The organism is Streptomyces sp. NPDC030165 (assembly GCF_055573595.1).
On the sequence record NZ_JBVIBD010000012.1, the window covers coordinates 71,221 to 90,893 of the forward strand.

Consider the following 19,673-nt stretch of genomic DNA (forward strand, 5'->3'; position numbering starts at 1 on the left):
CATTCCCTCGTCGTTCCCAGGAGCCCGGAAGGCGGCGCGGTGCGGCTCGGCGGGGAGCCGTCGCGGCGGTGTGCCGGGTACGTGCCGGAGGTCCCGGCGGTGGTGCCGTCAGACGGCGCGGTGCGCGGCGGCGAGCCGCCCGGCGATCTCCGCCAGGACGGCGGGGCGCGCCGCGTGCACGAAGAAGTGGTCGCCGGGGAACATCCGCAGGTCGAACCCGCCGGCCGTCAGCTCGCCCCAGCGCTCCAGCGGCGCCCCGTCGGCCGGGCCGTCCTCCGTGCCGCCGAAGGCGGTGACCGGGCAGGCCAGCGGGGTCGACGCGGCGAACCGGTGGTTCTCCACGACGGCCAGGTCGGCCCGGATCGCGGGCAGCAGCAGCGCCATCAGCTCCGGGTCCGCGAGGACGGCCTCGGGGGTGGCGTGCCAGTCCCGCAGCGTACGGATCAGGTCCGCGTCGGGGCGGGTGTGCAGCGGCGGGTCGGGGACGGTCCGGCTCTGCGGCGGCACGCATCCGGAGACGAACAGCCGCTGCGGTGCGCCCGCCTCCAGCCGTTGCAGCGCACGCGCCAGCTCCCAGGCGATCAGGGCGCCCATGCTGTGCCCGAAGAACGCGAACGGCCGGTCCAGGCAGGGGATCACGGCCGGGACGAGGGCGTTGAGCACCTGGCTCATCCGGTCGAGCGGCGGCGCCCCGGTGCGGTCCTCGCGGCCGGGCAGCTGCACCGCCCACGGCTCGACGGCGTCCGGCAGCCCGTCGGCCCACCCGCGGAAGGCCGAGAGCCCGCCTCCGGCGTACGGGAAGCAGAACAGCCGGGTGTCCGCGCGCGGGCGGACGGCGAGCGGTCTGAGCAGTGCGTTCACCGGGTGGCTCCGTCCGTCGCGCGCTGCCGCAGGCTCCCCAGCCGGCGGCCCTTGGCCGGGGCGGCCAGGCGTTCGCGCCGCGCCGCGCGCAGCGGCTCGGCCAGGCCGGACAGGGTCACGGTCGCGTCCTCCAGTGCCTGCCGCAATACGGCGAGGAAGCCCGCCTGGATGTCCAGCACCTCGCTCCGGGTGAGGCGGCGGGAGTTGTAGTTGAAGCGCAGGGCGAGCCCGTCGTCGCTCGGCTTGCCGTACAGGCAGATGTCGAGCTGCGAGGTCTGGTAGGCCGGGGGCAGGAAGTCCGTGAACTGGAACGCGCAGGAGAAGACCGGGTTGCGGCCGGTCCGTGCCGCTGCGCCGACCTGTTCCACCAGCCGCGCGAACGGGTAGCGGCTGTGCGCGTACGAGCCGACGCTCTTGCGCTGGGCGCGGCGGACCAGGTCACCGAAGGTGTCGGTGCCGGACATCGTCAGGCGCACCGACAGCGGGTTGACGAACGTGCCCACCATGCCTTCCAGTTCCTTGGTGTCCCGGCCGGAGAACGGCACGCAGACCACGATGTCGTCGTCCCCGCCCACGTCGCGCAGCGCGGCCGCGAACGCGCTGAGCAGCAGGACGTGCAGGGTGACGTCCAGCTCCTTGGCCAGCCGGCCCAGTCCCGCGGTGAGGTCGGGCCCGGCCGTGAAGTCCAGCGTTTCGTTGACGACGTCCTCGGTGGGCCCGTCGTAGTCCCCCACGTGCAGCGTCGGCAGCGGGGCGCGCAGTTCGCCGAGCCAGTAGGCGCGCATCGCCTCGCTGTCCGGTCCGGCCAGCCACTCCCGCCGGTCGCGTACGAACCCTTCGAACGTCACCGGCAGGGGTGGCAGCGGTGGTGCCTCACCCGCCACGACCGCCTGGTAGGTGGTGAGCAGCTCCCGCAGCAGGATGCCCATGCTGGTGCCGTCCGCGACGATGTGGTGCACGTTCAGGTAGACGCAGTGGTGCGCGGCGGCCAGCCGGTAGATCTTGACGCGGACCGGCGGTGCAGCCAGGTCGTCGAACGGGGTCGCGTTGTCCTGGTGGATGAGGCGTTCCGCCTCGCCGGCCGGGTCTGCGGCCGCCGAGAGGTCGATCAGCGGTACGTCCGGGGTGTGGTCACGCAGCACCTTCTGGCGCGGCCCGTGCTCGGTGTCCTCGAAGGCGAGCCGCAGGGCCTGGTGCCGTTCGGCGAGGAAGGCGATGGCCGTACGGAAGGCCGGCACGTCGACCTCTTCGTGGACGTACTGCCACACCGGCAGGTTCAGCTCCGCGCGGCCCTCCCCCAGCTGGTGCTGGAGCCAGAGCCCCTGCTGGGCGTTCCACAGCTCGAAACCGGCGCCGGTGCCGGTGGCTCCGTCGTGGCGGGCGCCCGTGTCCTCGTGCTTGCGCGCGGCCCCGGAGGCGTCCTGCTCCGGTGCCAGGTGGGCCGCGAGGTCGGCGACGGTCGGGTGGGCGAACAGGTCGGCGATGGTCAGTCGGACGCCGAGGGCCTGCTGGAGGCTGTTGGCCAGGCGCAGGGCGAGCAGTGAGTCACCGCCGAGGTCGAAGAGGCTCGCGGAGATGTTGATCTCGCCGAGGCCGAACTCGGCCGCCCACAGGCGCCCCAGGTCGCGTTCGAGGCCGGTGTACGCGTCGTCGGCGCGGCCGAGCAGAGTGACGGCGGTGGGTGCCGCCGGGGCGGTCGCGGACTGAGGCCGGCCGGCCGCGGCCGAGCGCGCGGCCACGGTCCGCCGGATCGGCTCACTCAGCAGCAGGGGCGCGGTCGCCATCCGGGCGCGCAGCGCTTCGGGGTCCAGCATCCCCAGCATGTCGTGGTTGATCTCGCCGACGATCACCTGGGTGAGCGGCGACCGGGTGATCGCCTCGTAGCTCGCGACGCCGTCCTCGATACCGACGGAGCGGAAGAACCCCTGGTCCTGCTGGACCCCGTGGTCGGCGGCCATGCCGGTGCCGAGCCAGTCCGTCCAGTTGACGGTGACCGTGCGCGCGCCGCGCTTCGTGCGCCAGGCCGCGAAGCCGTCGAGGTGGAGGTTGGCGGCCGTGTAGTCGCTCTGTCCCGCCGCGCCGAACAGCGAGGTGGTCGAGCTGAACAGGATCATCTCCGGCGGGTCGTCGGCGGTGACGGTGTCCAGTACCAGCGCGCCGTTGGCCTTGGGCGCGAGGGTGGCGGCGAAGACCTCGGCCGGTTTGCGCAGCAGGAAGCCGTCACCGGCCGTGCCCGCCGCGTGCACGACCCGGGTGATCCGGCCGAGGTCCTCGCGTACGGCGGCGACGACCCGCGCCATGTCGGCCTCGTCCGCGACATCGCCCTGGTGACAGACGACGTGAGCGCCCCGCTCGGCCAGCTCCTGGAGCGCCCGGACCTGTCCGGCCTGCCGGGCCGGGCCGTCCCGCAGGATCGCGGGCCACTTCTCGCGGGGCGGCACCGCCCTCCGGCCGACCAGAGCGATCTTCGCGCCGGGCCGCCGGGCGCCGACGGACCGGGCGATCTCCAGGCCGAGGCCGCCGAGACCGCCGGTGATGAGGTGCACGCCGTCGCCGGCCGGCCCGTCCTCCGTATCGGCGGTGTCCAGTGCCGCCGCGACGAGCTCTGCGGCGTACCGGTCCTGCGCGCGGAGGGCGACCTGCCCGAGGGGGTCGCCGGACAGGATCTCCGCCACCAGCGTCTGCGGCGGCACGTCGTCCGCGACGTCCATGCAACGGCAGCTGATCTGGTGGTGCTCCTGGCCGATGACCTTGGCGAGTCCGAACAGCGCCGAGTGAGCGGGTACGAGATACGGCTCGTCGCCGGTGACGCTGTTGACGTACGGCGCGACGACCGTGATCCGCCGGGCGTCGGCGCCCCGCTGTCCCAGTTCCTGCGCCAGGCGCAGCAGGCCCATGACGCCGCTGTCGAACAGCCGTCGCTGGGCGGGCAGGTCGTAGGGGCCGTCCGCGGCGCCCTCCGCCACGTACACGATGTCCGCCGGCAGGTCGTGGCCGGTCCAGTCGGTGTCCGGCGCGGCCGTCTCCACGTGTACGCCCGCGTCCCGCAGGCACGCCGTCGTCGTGTCGCGCAGGGCCGACGGCGCACCGGCCACCAGCGCCCGCCGGACCTCGCGCGGCTCGTGCCCGCCGGGTGCGGCGGGGATCCAGTGCAGGGTGTGGTGCACGGCCGTGGCGCGCGCGTTCTGGATGGTGCGCCGGGGGCTGTTGACCCGCTTCGCCGTGAAACCCTCGATGTCCAGGACGACGGTGCCGTCCATGGCGCAGACCAGGACGTCGGCCTTACGGATCTCCGCGCTCTGCCGGAACCCGTCGGTGGGCCGGATGAAGCTCAGGCAGCGGGCGGGCATCGGGGCGTGGACGGTCAGCCGGTCGTAGGCCAGCGGCAGGTAGAAGCCGCCGCCGGTGCCGTCCCCGCCCTGGTCGCCGTCCTGTGCGCCGTCGAACATCGCCCACTGGTGGAACCCGGTCGCCTGGTCGAGCAGTGCCGGGTGCAGCTGGTAGGTGCCGGTCTCGTCCGCGTACGGGGCGGGCAGCTCCAGCCGCCCGGCGGCACAGCGGACACCGACATCGACCGTCCGCAGGCTGCCCTGCCAGCGGCTGCCGAAGTCCATCACCTGGTGGGCGGCCTGGAGCGCCGCGGTGTCCACGGTCTTGAGGCCGCAGCGGGACAGCAGTTCGTCCACGTCCTCGGGCGGCCGGGCCGGCTGCGCGTCGGCGGTGAGGCTGCCGCGTACGTGCAGGGTCCACTGCTGTCCCGCGGGGGCGGCCGGGTCGTGGCTGACCACCTTGAACTCGGCGCCGCCGGTGGCGTGCCGGACGATGGTGTGCGCGGTCCGCGGCCGGTCCGCCGTGACCAGCAGCGGGATCTGGAACTCCGTCTCGGTGACGGCCGTCACCGGCGCGCCGAGGAGCACCGAGCCCGCCGCGCGCGCCATCTCCAGGTACGTCGTCCCGGGCACGATGGCCTCGGACAGCATCTTGTGCTCGCTGAGCACCCAGTGCCGTTCGAGGTCGAAGTCGGTGCGGAAGACCACCTCGTCGACCGTGTGGACCAGCAGCTCGTCGAGGAGCGGGTGCGGCCCGGCGGCCGGCCGCGCGGCCGGGGCGGCGGGGGCGGCGGGCGCGGCTTCGAGCCAGTAGCGCTTGCGCTCGAAGGGGTAGGTCGGCAGCGGTACGCGGTGGGGGTTCTCGTTCTGGTGGTAAGCGGCCCAGTCGGGGGCGACGCCGGCCTGCCACAGCAGGCCCAGCGCGCGCTGCGCGGACGCCAGTTTGCCGCGTCCGGAGCGCGGGTGCGGCAGCGAGGCGGCGACGGTGCGCGGGTCGTCGTCAGGGAGGCACCGTGTGACCAGACTGCGCAGGGTCTGGCCGGGGCCGACTTCGAGGAAGGCCAGGTCCGGTTCCTCGGCGAGGGTCGCGATGCCGTCGGCGAACGCGACGGTGGCGAGGAGGTGCCGTCCCCAGTAGGCGGGGTCGGTCGCCTGCTCGGCGGTGATCCAGGTGCCGGTGACGTTGGAGACGAACGGCAGGGTGGGCTCGCCGCGCGGCACCGCGGCCACGGCCTCGGTGAACGGCTCCACCACGGGCCGCATCAGCGCCGAGTGGAAGGCGTGGGACGTCGGTACGGGCCGGGCCGCGATGCCCTGGCGCGCCGCGGCGTCCGCGTACCGGGCGACTGCCTCGGCGGGGCCCGCGACGACGCAGTCGGCCGGGCCGTTGTGCGCCGCCAGGGACAGCCCTTCGGTCAGCAGGGCCTCGGCGGTGGCCCGGTCGGCGGAGACGCTGAGCATGGCGCCGGGCGCCTGCTGCTGCATCAGCCGCCCGCGCAGGCTCACCAGGCGCAGTGCGTCGTCGAGGGTGAAGACGCCGGCCAGGCAGGCGGCCACGTACTCGCCGAGGCTGTGCCCGATCATGGCGCTCGGAGTGACGCCCCAGGAGTTCCACAGCCGCGCCAGCGCGTATTCGAGGGTGAACAGGGCAGGCTGGGCGTACTCGGTACGAGCCGGCAGCCGGTCGGCCTCGGCGTCCCCGGCGCCGCGGACGAGCAGGTCGCGTACGTCCCGGTCCAGCTCGGCGGCCAGCACGGCGGCGCAGCGGTCGACGGCGGCCCGGAACACCGGCTCCTGGGCGTACAGTTCGTCGGCCGTACCGGCGTACTGGGAACCCTGGCCGGTGAAGAGCATCGCGACGGACGGCGGGGCGCCGGCGGCCTCGCCGGTCGAGACCAGCGCCGGGTCGCGGGCGAGGAGCGCCGCGGCGGCCTCGGCGGCGGTCGCGGCGACGACGGTGCGGCGGTGGCGGAACTCCGCGCGGCCCAGGGCGAGCGTGAAGGCGGTGTCGACGAGCGGCTGCGGTTCGCCGCTCAGGTGCGCCGCGAGCCGGTCGGTGGCCTGGTCCAGGGCCTGTGGGGTACGGGCGGACAGGACGAGCACCTGCGACGGGCGGGCCGGGGCCGGCGCGTCCGGCGCGGGGGCCTCCTCCAGGACGACGTGGGCGTTGGTGCCGCCGAAGCCGAAGGCGCTGACACCGGCGCGGCGCGGTCCGTCCTGCCGCTCCCAGGGGGTCAGCTCCCCCTGGACGCGGAACGGGGTCCGGGCGAAGTCGATGTCGGCGTTGGGCTCGGTGAAGTGGACCGTGGGCGGCACCATGCCGTGCCGCAGGGAGAGGGTGGTCTTGAGCAGTCCGGCGATGCCCGCGGCGGCGTCGAGGTGGCCGAGGTTGGACTTGACCGAGCCGAGGGCGCAGTAGCCGGTGCGGTCGGTGCTCTGCCGGAAGGCCCTGGTCAGCGCCTCGACCTCGATGGAGTCGCCGATCTTCGTGCCGCTCCCGTGCGCCTCGACGTAGCTGATGCTGTCGGCGCCCACGTCGGCGACGCCCAGCGCCTCCAGGACGACGGCGGACTGGCCGGCTACGCCCGGCGCGGTGAAACTCGCCTTGCCGGAACCGTCGTTGTTGACCGCGGTGCCCTTGATGACGGCGTGGATCGTGTCGTTCGCGGCCAGCGCGTCGGCCAGCCGCTTCAGGACGACGGCGCCCACACCGTTGTTGAAGACCGTGCCGTCGCCGTGCGCGTCGAACGGCCGGCAGTGGCCGTCCGGCGACATGATGCCGCTCTCCTGGTAGCGGTAGCCCCGCAGCGGCGGCACCTTGAAGGCGACGCCGCCCGCGATCGCCGTACCGCACTCGTGGTTCAGCAGGCTCTGGCACGCCAGGTGGACCGCGACCAGGGAGCTGGAGCACGCCGTGTGCACGGGGACGCTCGGGCCCCTGAGGTCGAGCTTGTAGGAGATCCGGGTGGTCAGGAAGCCCAGTTCGTTGCCGATGCCGACGTTGGAGGCGCCGATGGCGGCGCCGCCTTCCAGGTTCGCGAACACGTGGGAGAGGTACGCGCTGGTGCCCGCGCCGCCGAAGACGCCGACGCCGCCCTCGGCGCGGTCGGGGCGGCAGCCGGCGTTCTCCAGCGCCTCCCACACCGTCTCCAGGAAGATCCGGTGCTGCGGGTCCATGATCGCGGCTTCCCGCGGGGTGTAGCCGAAGAACTCGGCGTCGAAGAGGTCGATGCCTTCCGTGCGGGCACCGGCCTTGACGTAGTCGGGCCGGGAGAATTCCTGCGCGGGTACGCCCGCCGCGGCCAGTTCGTCGTCGTCGAAGAAACTGACGGTTTCTTTACCGTCGCACAGGTTGCGCCAGAACCGGTCGAGATCGGGAGCGCCGGGAAAACGTCCGGCCATGCCGACAATGGCGACGTCGCAGCCGAATTCCTGCTCACCATAGGCGTCTTGCACTGGGCCACCCATTCTGTCGCCGGATTGCGCCCGCCCGCCAGGACGGCTTCTCGGTACGGCGCGGCAATGCCCCGTTCGCGAGGGGCGGTCACGCACACCGGCCCGGCGACCGTGCACACGGTCGGCGGGCCGGGATACGCGGCGCACGCGCGCCGGGAGGAGAAAGAAGGAGAAAGGCGACGGGCCGGTGCGGACACTCGGGACCGGTTCTACCGCCGCGACCAGATTGACCAGACACTTTGGCCACTCTGAGATACATATTCTTAGCCGGGTGACACCCGTGTCAAGAGCTTTCTGCCGTACGGGTTCCGCCGCCCCGGGTGCCGGCACCGGATCCGGGGCGACGGCCTCCGGTCAGAGCGCCGTCAGACGCGCCAGCCGGCCGGGGAAGCACGCGCCGAGTGCGGTGGCGAACGCGGCCGGGACCCGGTCGGGCCGGTAGCTGACGACCAGATGCGGCCCGTCGGCGCGGTACGGCCGTATCTCGGCGACCAGTTCGCTGGGGATCCCGAAGGGCGCGGGGCGGAAGAACGCGCTGCGGGCCCCTGGCAGGTCCAGCGGCGCGGGCGCGTTGTCCTGCAGCGCGAACATCGTCTGGAACAGCGGCGGCCGCTCGTCGCGTGGCGGGTTCAGCAGCCGTACGACGTCGCCGAGGGGCACGTCCTGGGCGGCGAAGGCGCCCCGTACGGTCGCGGTGACCGCGGCCAGGTCCTCGGCGTCGGTCGCCCCCGCGGTGAACCGCAGCCGCATGCACAGCACGTCGATCAGGCAGCTCACCGCGGTGTCCAGCACGCTGTCACCGCGCAGCGCGACCGGGGTGCCGACGCCGAAGTCCCGCCGGCCCGCCACCTCGGCCACCGCCCTGCCGTACGCGGTCAGGAGGACGGCGTACGGGGTCGTCCCGTGCGCCTCCGCGCGGCACGCGACCTGGTCGAGCGCTCCCGGAGGCAGCGGCACCTCCAGCACCTCGGGGCGGCCGCGGGGCCCGAGCTCTCCGGGCCCCTGCGGGTACACCAGTTGGGGTATGTCCGCCAGCTCCGCCAGCCAGTGGTCCTGCTGTGCCTGCACCTCCGCGCCGTCCAGATGGGTGTGGCGCGCCCGGGCCACCTGGCGCAGCGTGGGTGCCGGGGCGAGGGCGGGGGCGCGTCCGGCCAGTGCCGCCTCGTAGGCGGTGGCCAGCTCCCTCGCCATGATCGACTCGGACCAGCCGTCGACGGCGATGTGGTGGGCGGCGATGCCCAGCAGGTGGGACGTGCTGCCCGCGACCGTGACCACGGCGACCCGCCAGATCTCCGCCGTTTCCAGCGTGAACGGCTGCCCGAGTACGTCCCGCAGGACGGCGTGGGCCTGCTCGGCCGTCGGTGCCGTCCGTACCGTCACCTCGGGCGGCGGCACGTCGGCCGGTTCGGCGACCGGCTCCTCCTCCAGCCGGTAGGAGGTCCGCAGCGCCTCGTGCCGCCGGTGCAGGTGCCCGACGGCGCTGCGCAGCGCCCCGGTGTCCAGTTCGCCGTCGATCCGCCAGCCCATCGTGCAGTGCTCGTTGAGGCCGTCGGGGTCGAAGACGTGCTGGACGAGCATGTCGGCCTGCTGCGGGCTGAGCAGGCCGGCCGGCTCCGGGGGCTGCGGCGTGCCGGGCGGGTCCGCCCGGCCGAGCCACCGGGCGAGTCCCGCGGCGGTCGGGGTGCGGTAGATCTGCGACAGCGGCAGTTTCCGGTACCGCGGTTCCTCGAAGGCGGCGCGGATGCGGTGGAGGAGGCCGGTGGCGAGGAGCGAATGGCCGCCCAGTTCGAAGAAGTCGTCGTAGATGCCGACCGGTTCGCGTTCCAGCAGCTCGGCGAAGAGCGAGCAGAGCATCGTTTCTTCACCGGTCCGGGGTGCGACGGCCGCCCGGCCGGTCGCGGTGACGTCCGGGAGCGCGGCCCGGTCCAGCTTGCCGTTGCCGGTGAGCGGCAGCGCGTCCAGCGTTCCGATCGCCGCGGGGACCATGTAGGGCGGCAGTTCCCGAGCGGCGAACACACGGATCGCGCGGAGGTCCGGTACGGTCCCGGGCACCGGGACCACGTGCCCGAGCAGCCTCGGGGTGCCGTCGCGGGACTCCCGTACGGCGGCCGCGGCCTGACTCACCCCCGGGTGACGCGCCAGAGCGGCCTCCACCTCGCCCAGTTCGATACGGAACCCGCGGATCTTCACCTGGCTGTCGGCCCGGCCCAGGTACTCCAGGAGTCCGTCGGCGCGCAGGCGGGCCAGGTCTCCCGACCGGTAGCCCCGGACGGGCCGCCCGTCCCGGCCCGGCAGTGTCACGAAGCGCTCGGCGGTCAGCTCCGGGCGCCCGAGGTAACCGAGGCTGACGCCGGGACCGGTCACCACCATCTCGCCCGCCTCCCCCGGAGCGACGGGGCCGAGGTCCGCGTCGACCAGGTGCAGGTCGAGGTCGGGCAGCGGGCGGCCGATGACGCTGGGCCCGGCCGCCACGTCCGCCCGGCGTATCCGGTGGTAGGACGCGTGCACGGTGGTCTCGGTGATGCCGTACATGTTGACCAGGGACGGCGCGGTGTCGCCGTACTTGTCCGTCCACCCCGCGAGCCCGGCGAAGTCCAGGGCCTCGCCGCCGAAGACGACGTGGCGCAGCGGGAGCCGCCCGGGGTGGCGCGCGTCCTCGGCCGCGAGCTGCCAAAACGCCGAGGGCGTCTGGTTGAGGACGGTCACCCGCTCGCGCCCGAGGAGTTCGCGGAAGGCGGCCGGGTCCTTGGCGACGTCGCCGGGAACGATCACGGCGCAGCCGCCGTACAGGAGCGCGCCCCAGATCTCCCAGACCGAGAAGTCGAAGGCGAAGGAATGGAAGACCGTCCATACGTCGTCGGCGGTGAAACCGAAGAGGTTCTCGGTCGCCGAGAAGAGCCGCAGCACGTTCGCGTGCGAGACCTCCACGCCTTTGGGGCGGCCCGTCGTACCGGAGGTGAAGATGACGTACGCGCGCTGTCCGGCCGGTATCGGCTCGGATTCGGGGCCGGCGTCCGGCCCGTCCCGCAGGCATTCCTCCACCGGAATGCTGTTGATTCCCGGGGGCGGTTCCGCAGCCGGCTGCCGTGAAATCACCACGGCGGCAGGCTCGGCTTCCTGGAGAATGTACGCGTTTCTCGCCACCGGAGACGCCGGGTCCAGCGGAAGGTAGGAAGCTCCCGCTTTCAGTACGGCGACGGCCGCCACCACCATCTCGACGGACCGGTCGAGCAGAATGGCGACCGGTTGTCCAGGGGAAGGCGCTGTTTTGCGTATGTGTACCGCGAGCCGGGAGGATTCCCGGTCGAGGTCCGCGTAGGTGAGGCTCCGCCCGGCGCATTTCACCGCGGTCCGCAGCGGATGTGCGGCCACTGTCGCTCGGAAGGCGTCCAGCAGCGATATGGGGGCCTTCGTCGTGCGTGACGTACGGTCGTTCATGGTGCGCTCGCTCCTTCGCCGGAGGTCGTGTGGCGTGTGGGCCGGTGCACCCCTGGCAGGTGGCCGGCGGTCCGGCCTCAGCCGACGGACGCGAGCACATCGGCCTTGAAGTAATAGACGCGGCGGCCGCTCGTGCGGCGGCGCCAGCTGTTCTCGGAGGCGAGCCGGTAGACGTTGCTGATGGACAGCCGCCAGAGCTGCGAGACCTCCTTGGCGGTCAGCCAGCGCAGACCGGACTGGCTCTGCCGGGTCACCTGCCGTTCCAGCTCCCGCCACTGGTGCGCGGGCCAGACGTGCTGGGTGTCCACGTCGCAGCGGACCTCGCTGGGCAGCAGTTGTTCGTCGGCGCGGATCACGGCGACCAGCGAGCCGCCGCAGCTGACCTCGACGCAGGGGCCGACCCGGAACCGGCGGGTCTGCTGCGGATAGGCGGCGCGGGTCGCGGTGGCCGCGGTCTCGGCGATCTCGGTCACCACGTCGCCGGCCGCCGGGTGGCCGCACAGCCACCGTGCGTGCCGCAGCAGGAAGGAGGTCATGGCTTCGACGGTGCGTTCCGGCGGGGCGCCGCCGTCCGCCGTGTCGGGGGCGCGTTCCGCGGCCACCAGGTCGCACCAGGCCAGCAGGCGGGCCCGCAAGGTGTCCCGGGCCTCCACCGCGACCGCGTTGAGCTTGATGCCGTAGGACCGGGTGCCGGAGACCTTCTGGCCTTCCTGGGGCGCCGCCGCCAGCATGTTCTCGCACTGCCGGTAGAGCGCGGGCAGGGATTTCAGGGTGTGGCGGAACCCGTCGAAGCACCGCGCGCAGATCCGCAGGTCTCCCGTCACCGGACGGGGCGCCCGGTCGGTTCCCGTCTGGCGGCCGGTACATTCACCACTCTGACATGCATCCATCAAAACAGACCTCGCTGTACGAATCGTGCGGACCGTGAGGAGAGGAATGAAGGGTGTTTCCGGCGTCTGACCGCGCCGGGACGGAACGCTTCCGGCGCAGCCGGAAGCGTCCGGAGGTGAAGGATCAGGAAGGGCGCGGCGGCAGGCGGAGGGCCGGTACCGGCAGCGGGGCCGGCTCAGGCCCGTACCACCGCGCCGTCATGGGATCGGCGAGACGTACACCGAAGGAGAGGAAGTGCGCGACGCCGGTCAGCGGCCGACGGCCGCGGCGCGGCGAAGCCCGTCGCGGTACGGCCGGAGCGGCGCACCCGGACAGGAAAGGAGAGCGTCACATGCGGTGTCTCAGGGCCGCACGGCCCCTCGCCCGTCCCGCACCGACGGCGGGTGACGCTTTGTGGACAGATGCCTGGCTCCGGCGTGGGCGCGCGGGTGCGTACCGCACCGGCACCTGGTCACCGGGCAGGACGCGCAGTACGCACCTGCCGGGACGCAGCCCGGGACGTACCCCGCCGGCCGGTGTCCCCCTGCTGCCACCGTGCGCACGACAAGCGCAGGCGGCCCGTGTTTTTCTCGGATTCCTCATGCGGAACCGTCCCCCGTTCGGCATTTACCTGACACAGCGGAGTCACGACAGCCGATGCGCGCCCTGACGGCGGCCGGCCGCAGGAAGCCCCCTGCGCCCGGGCCACACGTGAGAAGCGGCTAATCCGACACGGCGGGACGCGCCCGCCCGAAGAGTTCCGCCGGCGCCGAAGCGGCAGCGATGCGGCTCGCTGCTGCCGGACGGCCGGGTGCGGCCCGGTCCGGCAGCACACCGCCGGACGGATCAGGGCCTGCCGGGAACGAGGCGTGGCGATCCACGGGTCGTTCCGTCAACCGGCCTGCTGCCCGCTCCCCCATCGACAACTCCAGTCGTTGTGCGCGGCGTTCGTCTCACGACCCCACTGGTCCGCAGATCTTGGCTGGCGGCCCGGAGCCCGTCAATCCCTTTGTGATCCACGTCACCCTCCGAGCATACACCGCGCTCCGCTTGGCCCTTGGCGCGGACGGAAGGATCAACTCCGGGGAGGGGAAAAGCCGAGCAACAGCGCCCAATGACCGCCCTGAAGACGGCAGCGCCCAACCGGTTCCGGAAAGGCGCTGGAACCTTTCGTTCACCCCCGATGGCAGTACCGCACAAACCCGGTACCGGCGCACTCCGCGATCTCCGGCGCACACCGCTGAAGGGACCTGCGGCGGCCCCGGATCAACCCCTGGTCCGCACCCCTCGGCCCGCGGCGCATTCGCTCCGGAGGCCACCACTTCGACCCACCCGGCAAAAGCGGACTTCTCCCTTCAATCTCCTGAACGCGATTGACGTATACGCCCCGGAAACCGACCGTTTCCGCGTCCTCCATTACCGCCCGGCGGGCGGCGAACAGCCCACCGGTGTCCCGCTCCATTCACACTCCGTCGCCCCCGCCCCTCTTCTCCCGTGATCTCCGGCAATTCGGGCCGGGCACGGCACGATCGCCGGCCCCGGCCCAGGCCCGGAGCCTCAGCGCCCGACGTACTCCCGCAGGTGCCGGGCCGTCAACGTGTCCGCTTCGGCGACCAGTTCGGCGGGCGTGCCCGTGAAGACCACCTGGCCGCCGTCGTGTCCGCCTCCCGGGCCGAGGTCCACGATCCAGTCGGCGTGCGCCATCACCGCCTGGTGGTGCTCGATGACGATCACCGAGTTGCCGTCGTCCACCAGCCGGTCGAGCAGGGCGAGCAACTGGTCGACGTCGGCCATGTGCAGTCCGGTGGTGGGCTCGTCCAGGACGTACGTCGTCGTTTTCTCGTTCATGTGGATGGCCAGTTTGAGGCGCTGCCGTTCGCCGCCGGAGAGGGTGTTGAGCGGCTGGCCCAGCCGCAGATAGCCCAGCCCCACGTCGGCGAGCCGCCCGAGGAGGGCGTGCGCCTGGCCGGACGGGAAGAAGCCGCACGCCTCCGCCACGGACATCCCCAGCACCTCGCTGATGTCCTTGCCGCGCAGCTTGTACGTGAGCACCTTCGGCGTGAACCGCTTGCCCTCGCACTCCTCGCACACCGACGCCACCCCCGCCATCATCGCGAGGTCGGTGTAGACCAGCCCGATGCCGTTGCAGTGCGGGCAGGCGCCCTCCGAGTTGGCGCTGAACAGAGCGGCCTTGACGCCGTTGGCCTTGGCGAATGCGGTACGGACCGGGCCCAGCAGTCCGGTGTAGGTGGCCGGGTTGGAGCGGCGCGAGCCGCGGATCGGTGACTGGTCGGCGACGGCGACGCCCGGGCGCCCCGCGACGTACCCGTGGATCAGCGAACTCTTGCCGGAGCCCGCCACGCCGGTGACGACGGTCAGCACGCCCAGCGGTATCTCCACGTCGACGTTCCGCAGGTTGTGCCGGCCCGCGCCCTCGACTCTCAGGGCGCCGCGCGGCGTGCGCACCGTCTCGCGCAGCCGGGCCCGGTGGCCCAGGTACCGCCCGGTCAGCGTCCCGGAGGCGCGCAGACCGGGCACGTCCCCGGAGTAGCAGATCCGCCCGCCGTCCGTGCCGGCGCCCGGGCCGAGGTCCACGACGTGGTCGGCGATGGTGATGACCTCCGGCTTGTGCTCCACGACGAGCACCGTGTTGCCCTTGTCGCGCAGGCGCAGCAACAGGTCGTTCATGCGCTGGATGTCGTGCGGATGGAGCCCGACGGTCGGTTCGTCGAAGACGTACGTGACGTCGCTGAGGCTGGATCCGAGGTGCCGCACCATCTTCACGCGCTGCGCCTCGCCGCCGGAGAGGGTGCCGGCGGGCCGGTCCAGGCTCAGGTAGCCGAGGCCGATCTCCACGAGGGAGTCGAGCAGGTGGCGCAGGTTGGCGAGGAGCGGCGCCACGGAGGGGTCCTCGACCGCGCGCAGGAAGGCGGCGAGGTCGCTGATCTGCATGGCCGAGCACTGGGCGATGCCGACGCCGTCGATGGTGACGGAGAGCGCGGCGGCGCTCAGCCGGGTGCCCTGGCAGGCGGGGCAGTCGGCGAAGGTGACGGCCCGGTCCACGAAGGCCCGGATGTGGGGCTGGAGCGCGTCGCGGTCCTTGGACAGGTACAGCCGCCGGACCTTGGTGACGAGCCCTTCGTACGTGGTGTTGAGGGCGGCGGCCTTCACCTTGGTCGCGGGCTTGTACAGGAAGTCCTGCCACTCCTGCTCGGTGTAGTCCTTGAGCTTCTTGTCCGGCGGGAAGAAGCCGGAGCCCGCCATGACCTGCCAGTACCAGGAGTCCACGGTGAAGTTGGGCACCGTGATCGCGCCTTCGTCGAGGGAGCGTTCCCGGTCCACGAGCTGGTCGATGTCGATCGTCGACACCTGGCCGATGCCCTCGCACTCCGGGCACATGCCCTCGGCGCTGTTGAAGCTGAAGGCGCTGGAGGTGCCGATGTGCGGGGTGCCGAGGCGGCTGAAGACGATCCGCAGCATGGTGTACGCGTCGGTGGCGGTGCCCACCGTGGAGCGGGAGTTGGCGCCCATCCGCTCCTGGTCGACGATGATCGCGGCGCTCAGGTTGCGCAGCGCGTCCACGTCCGGGCGCCCGAGGCTCGGCATGAACGACTGGATGAACGCGGTGTACGTCTCGTTGATCAGCCGCTGCGCCTCGGCGGCGATGGTCCCGAAGACGAGCGAGGACTTGCCCGATCCGGAGACCCCGGTGAAGACGGTGAGCCGCCGCTTGGGCAGGTCCAGGGAGACGTCGGCGAGGTTGTTCTCCCGCGCGCCGCGCACCTCGATGACGTGGTGCAGGTCCGCGGCGGCCGGCTGGTGGCTGGAGGGGGCAGCGGGCATGTCGGTCTTCCTTCTCCTCTGTACGGCGGTACGGCGGCCGGGCGGTGGTGCCCCGTGCGGCCGGGCGGGCAGAGGGCGGGCGGATGACCCGGACCCCCGTCGCGTCGGAGTACTCTCCCACACTTTCCGCGTACGGTGTACGGAGATTGTGGGCCGGCCGGTCCGGTGGGCTGCCGCGCTCCCGCCCGCCGCCGGGCCCCGCGGCACGGTTCACGGCCGCCGCCGGACCGTAGTGCGATCACTGTGGTCGGTCTACGGTCCGGCCGTAGAGACGTGCCCAGCGGGCGGTGGTGACACTCGGGGGCGATCCGCCGACCCCGAGGACAGACCATGCGACCGAAACTCAAGCCCGACGTGCTGTACGTGCCCACCGCGGACGGGGTGCACCTGTTCGGTGCCGGCGCCAACCTCGAACTGCGGGGCGGCGCCATCTACCGGTGGGTGGACCGGCTGGCGCCGCACCTGAACGGGACCACCACCCTGGAGGGCCTGCTGCACGGCCTGCCGGACGACAAGCGAGCCGTGGTCACGGCCCTGCTGCGGCGCCTGGAGGAGGGCGGCTGCCTGACCGACGCGGAGGAGGACGAGCCGCACGGCCTGACGGCCCGTGAACTGGAGACGTACGCGCCGGAGATCGCCTTCGTCGCGTACTACCGCGGTTCGGCGACCCGGCGTTTCGAGGCGTACCGCAACAGCTCGGTGGTGGTGCTGGGCGCCGGGCCCGCGTTCACTGCGCTGATCGCTTCGGCGCTGCACTCGGGCGTCCGCCGGCTGCGTGCGGTGCGCACCCCGGAGTTCCCCACCGACGAGGACCGGCTGACCGAGCTGACCGGCGGGTCCGAACGGCGCGACGCGGACCAGGAGCTGATCCGGACGGCCCTGTCCGGTGACTCCGACGCGGAACTCGCGGCGGCGCTGGAGGGGGCCGACGCCGTCGTGCACGTGTCCTCGGCGCCGGTGGCGGAGCGGGCCGTACGGCTGCATCGGCTGTGCGAGCAGGCGGGTCAACTGCTGGTGCAGGGCGTCGTACTGGACGACGTCGCGTGGCTGGGGCCGTCCGGCGCCGCCTGGGCGTCGGCCTGGCAGCGCCTGTCCGCGCCGGAGCCGTCGCGGCCCAGCACCTTCCTCACCGGCCCGGCCGCGGCCGTGGTCGCCGGTCATCTGGGCCTGGCCTGCTTCACCGCGCTGACGGGCGCCCGGGACGACGAGCAGCCGGCGCTGACCCGGATCGACCTGGAGACCCTGCGCACCTCGACGCACTCCTTCCTCCCGCACCCGTCCGCCGTGGACGCGCCGGAGGAGAGCGCCGAGGAGTTCGGGCAGCGCGTCGAACGGCTCCGCTCGGCCGGCCCGCTGAGCGCCGAGGAGTTCTCCGCACGCGCCGCGACCTGCTTCGACCGGTACACGGGGGTGCTGCGGGCCCTGGAGGAGGGCGACTTCACGCAGCTGCCGCTGCACGTGACCGAAGCGGTACGGCCCGAGGAGGACGGCGAGCGGGTCTTCGGCTGGGGCACCGGCTTCGCGCAGGCCCGGCAGCGGGCGGCGCTGCGCGGGCTGGCCCGGTACGCGGTGACGGCGCCCGACCCGCGGCGGTGCACCGGCGACGGCTCGGTACGGGGCTGGGACCTGGCCGGCAAGGAGGTCACGACGGTGCCGGCCGGGGACGTGTTCACGCCGGGCCCCGGCGTGGCCACCGCGCTCGACTGGACCGAGGCGGTCACCGCGGCGGTCGCGCAGCAGTGTGCGCGGCTGGCGGTGGAGGACGCACGGACCGGTGCCGTCGAGCCGGTCCGGCTGGACGTGGCGGGCGCGCCGCTGGACGAAGCGGGCCGCCGCCACCTGGACATGCTGCGCCCGGCGGGCGGCGAGGCCGTGGCCGCCGACATCGGCACGGCGCTCGGTGTGCCGGTCCTGGCCTGGTGGCAGGGCAGCCGGCCGGCCGGTGTGACCTGCGGCCCCGGCGCGGTGACCGACGGGCTCGAGCTGGTCCTGCTGGACCGGCAGTCCGAGCTGACCGGCGAGTCCGCGTACGCACCGCGACCGGTCCCGGAGCTGGGGGCACCGCCGCGCGGGCCGGGCGGCACGGCCGTACCGGCGGACGCGGACCTGCCCGCGCTGGTGGAGGCGCTGGCGTCGCGGGGGCGGTCCCCCGTCGTGGTGCCGCTCGACCACGACCCGGCCGTGCACGAGGTGCTGCCGAACATCGTCCGGGTGGTGCTCGCCGGATGACCGGGGCCACCACCGGCCGGGCCGGGACGCCGGGACTGCGGTTCTGGTACGACACCTTCGAGGGCGTACGGGAGCTGTTCGCCGAAGGGCACGGTTCCGAGGGCGGGCCGGACGATCCGCTGCCGAGCAAGACCTACCGCGGGCTGCCCCGCCACGTGCTGGCCGCCCCGCCCCGGCGTATCGGTGACGCGCGCTGGTCGTTCCCCGGCTTCCGCGACCGGCATCCCGGAGGTCCGCCGCGCAGGCCCTGGGACGGGAGCACGCTGTCCGCGCTGCTGCACCACACCTACGGTCTGGGCCGCATGGAGCTGGGCCCGCAGGCCGCTTGGCCGTACCACCGGCTGGTGGCCTCGGCGCGCTGCTTCTACCCGGTGGAGCTGTACGTGTGGCTGGGCGGTGACACCGGGGACGTACCGGCGGGGTGTCACCACTACGACCCGCTCCACCACGCGCTGACCGCACTGCGGCCCGGCGGCATCCCGGACGAGCTGCGGGCTGCGGTGACCTGCAAGGGCCGGGACACGACCGCACTGCTCCTGCTCTCCGCCTACTTCCGCAAGACCGCCTTCCGGTACCGCGACTACGCCTACCGGCTGTGCGCACAGGAGTCCGGCATGGTCATCGGCAACGCGCTCATGGTCGCCGGAGCACTCGGCCTGGACGCCCGCGTGCACCATCGGTTCCTGGACGAGCCGGTGAACCGGGCACTGGGCCTGGACAGTACGGAGGAGACCGCGTTCGCCGTGCTGGAGATCGGGGCGCGGGACGGTGTGCCCGCGGCCCCGGCGCCCGGTCTGCCGCCCCTCGTGACGGACCATGTGCGTACCAACCGGGAGGATCCGGCACGCTGGACGCGGCTGACCACGCTGGACGCCGGCAGCCGGCTGACCGGTGACGCCCGCTTCGCGCCGGTCGACCCGGCACCGTTCCACCGGCCCGCCGGCGGTCCCGCCGAACCGTTCGCCGACGACGACCGGCCGCCGGAGAGCGTGGAGCTGGGCGACGCGCTGCGCCGCAGGGACTCGGGCGGGCGGATGTTCCTGCCGGCCGGTACGGCGTTGCCGCGGCAGCAGCTCGCGGACCTGCTCCGGTACGTACTGGAACCGGTGCCCTCGGACCACGGGGACGCGCCGCTGCGGCCGCTGCTGGACTGCCACGTACTGACCCTCAACACCACCGGCCAGGCCGCCGGGCTGTACCGGCTGGACCCGTCCCCCGCGCTCGTCCCGGTGCCCGGACGCGACGGGCGGCCCACGGTGGCCATGCTGTGCGACCGCACGCCGTCGGTGAACACCGCGCGCGCCAACGCGGTCGTCTTCCTCACCGTGGACCGCTACGAGGGCGACCGCGGGTTCGGGGACCGCGGCTACCGGATCCTGCACCACGAGGGCGGCATCGCGGCCCAGCGCCTGAGCGTGCTGGCCGCCGCCGAGGGCCTCTCGGCCCGGATCACCAACGGGTACGACGACCGGGTCGTGCGGCAGCTGCTCGGCGGCGGTGACGCGCACGTGCCGGTCTTCGCGGTCGTGCTGGGCCGGCGGCAGGCCACGTCCCAGTACGAGCCCCCGCTGGACTGGTGACCACAGGCACCGTAGGGCCCCGCTCCCGGGCGAACCCTACGGGCCTCCCGTAGAGACCCGCGGCCTT

The 19,673-nt window shown here is 73.3% G+C and carries 7 protein-coding genes; 2 read left to right on the plus strand and 5 right to left on the minus strand.

Features of this window, described 5'->3' with window-relative positions:
- Positions 1-108: 108 nt before the first annotated feature.
- From ACZ4Z1_RS23100 to ACZ4Z1_RS23120, 5 genes are all read right to left on the minus strand, one after another.
- Entirely contained in the window at positions 109-861 is a 753-nt protein-coding gene (locus ACZ4Z1_RS23100; protein ID WP_468488495.1) for a thioesterase II family protein, read from the minus strand.
- Positions 858-7,646, minus strand: coding sequence for an SDR family NAD(P)-dependent oxidoreductase (locus ACZ4Z1_RS23105; protein WP_468488496.1), 6,789 nt, complete (start codon positions 7,644-7,646; stop codon positions 858-860). Before ACZ4Z1_RS23105 ends, ACZ4Z1_RS23100 begins: the two co-directional genes overlap by 4 nt.
- A gap of 354 nt (positions 7,647-8,000) precedes the next feature.
- On the minus strand, positions 8,001-11,084 hold the full coding sequence (locus tag ACZ4Z1_RS23110) for an amino acid adenylation domain-containing protein (protein WP_468488497.1): 3,084 nt from the start codon (positions 11,082-11,084) through the stop codon (positions 8,001-8,003).
- Positions 11,085-11,161: 77 nt separating this feature from the next.
- Positions 11,162-11,908 carry a helix-turn-helix transcriptional regulator gene (locus tag ACZ4Z1_RS23115; protein WP_468488498.1) on the minus strand — a complete coding sequence of 249 codons (747 nt, stop codon included), beginning with the start codon at positions 11,906-11,908 and terminating at the stop codon, positions 11,162-11,164.
- A gap of 1,603 nt (positions 11,909-13,511) precedes the next feature.
- On the minus strand, positions 13,512-15,797 hold the full coding sequence (locus ACZ4Z1_RS23120) for an ATP-binding cassette domain-containing protein (protein WP_468488499.1): 2,286 nt from the start codon (positions 15,795-15,797) through the stop codon (positions 13,512-13,514).
- A 330-nt stretch (positions 15,798-16,127) separates the two neighbouring features.
- On the opposite strand from ACZ4Z1_RS23120, the gene ACZ4Z1_RS23125 reads away from it, so the two are divergent.
- Positions 16,128-18,026, plus strand: coding sequence for a hypothetical protein (locus tag ACZ4Z1_RS23125; RefSeq protein ID WP_468488500.1), 1,899 nt, complete (start codon positions 16,128-16,130; stop codon positions 18,024-18,026).
- On the plus strand, positions 18,023-19,606 hold the full coding sequence (locus tag ACZ4Z1_RS23130; protein WP_468488501.1) for a SagB family peptide dehydrogenase: 1,584 nt from the start codon (positions 18,023-18,025) through the stop codon (positions 19,604-19,606). Before ACZ4Z1_RS23125 ends, ACZ4Z1_RS23130 begins: the two co-directional genes overlap by 4 nt.
- The last annotated feature ends 67 nt before the right edge of the window (positions 19,607-19,673 follow it).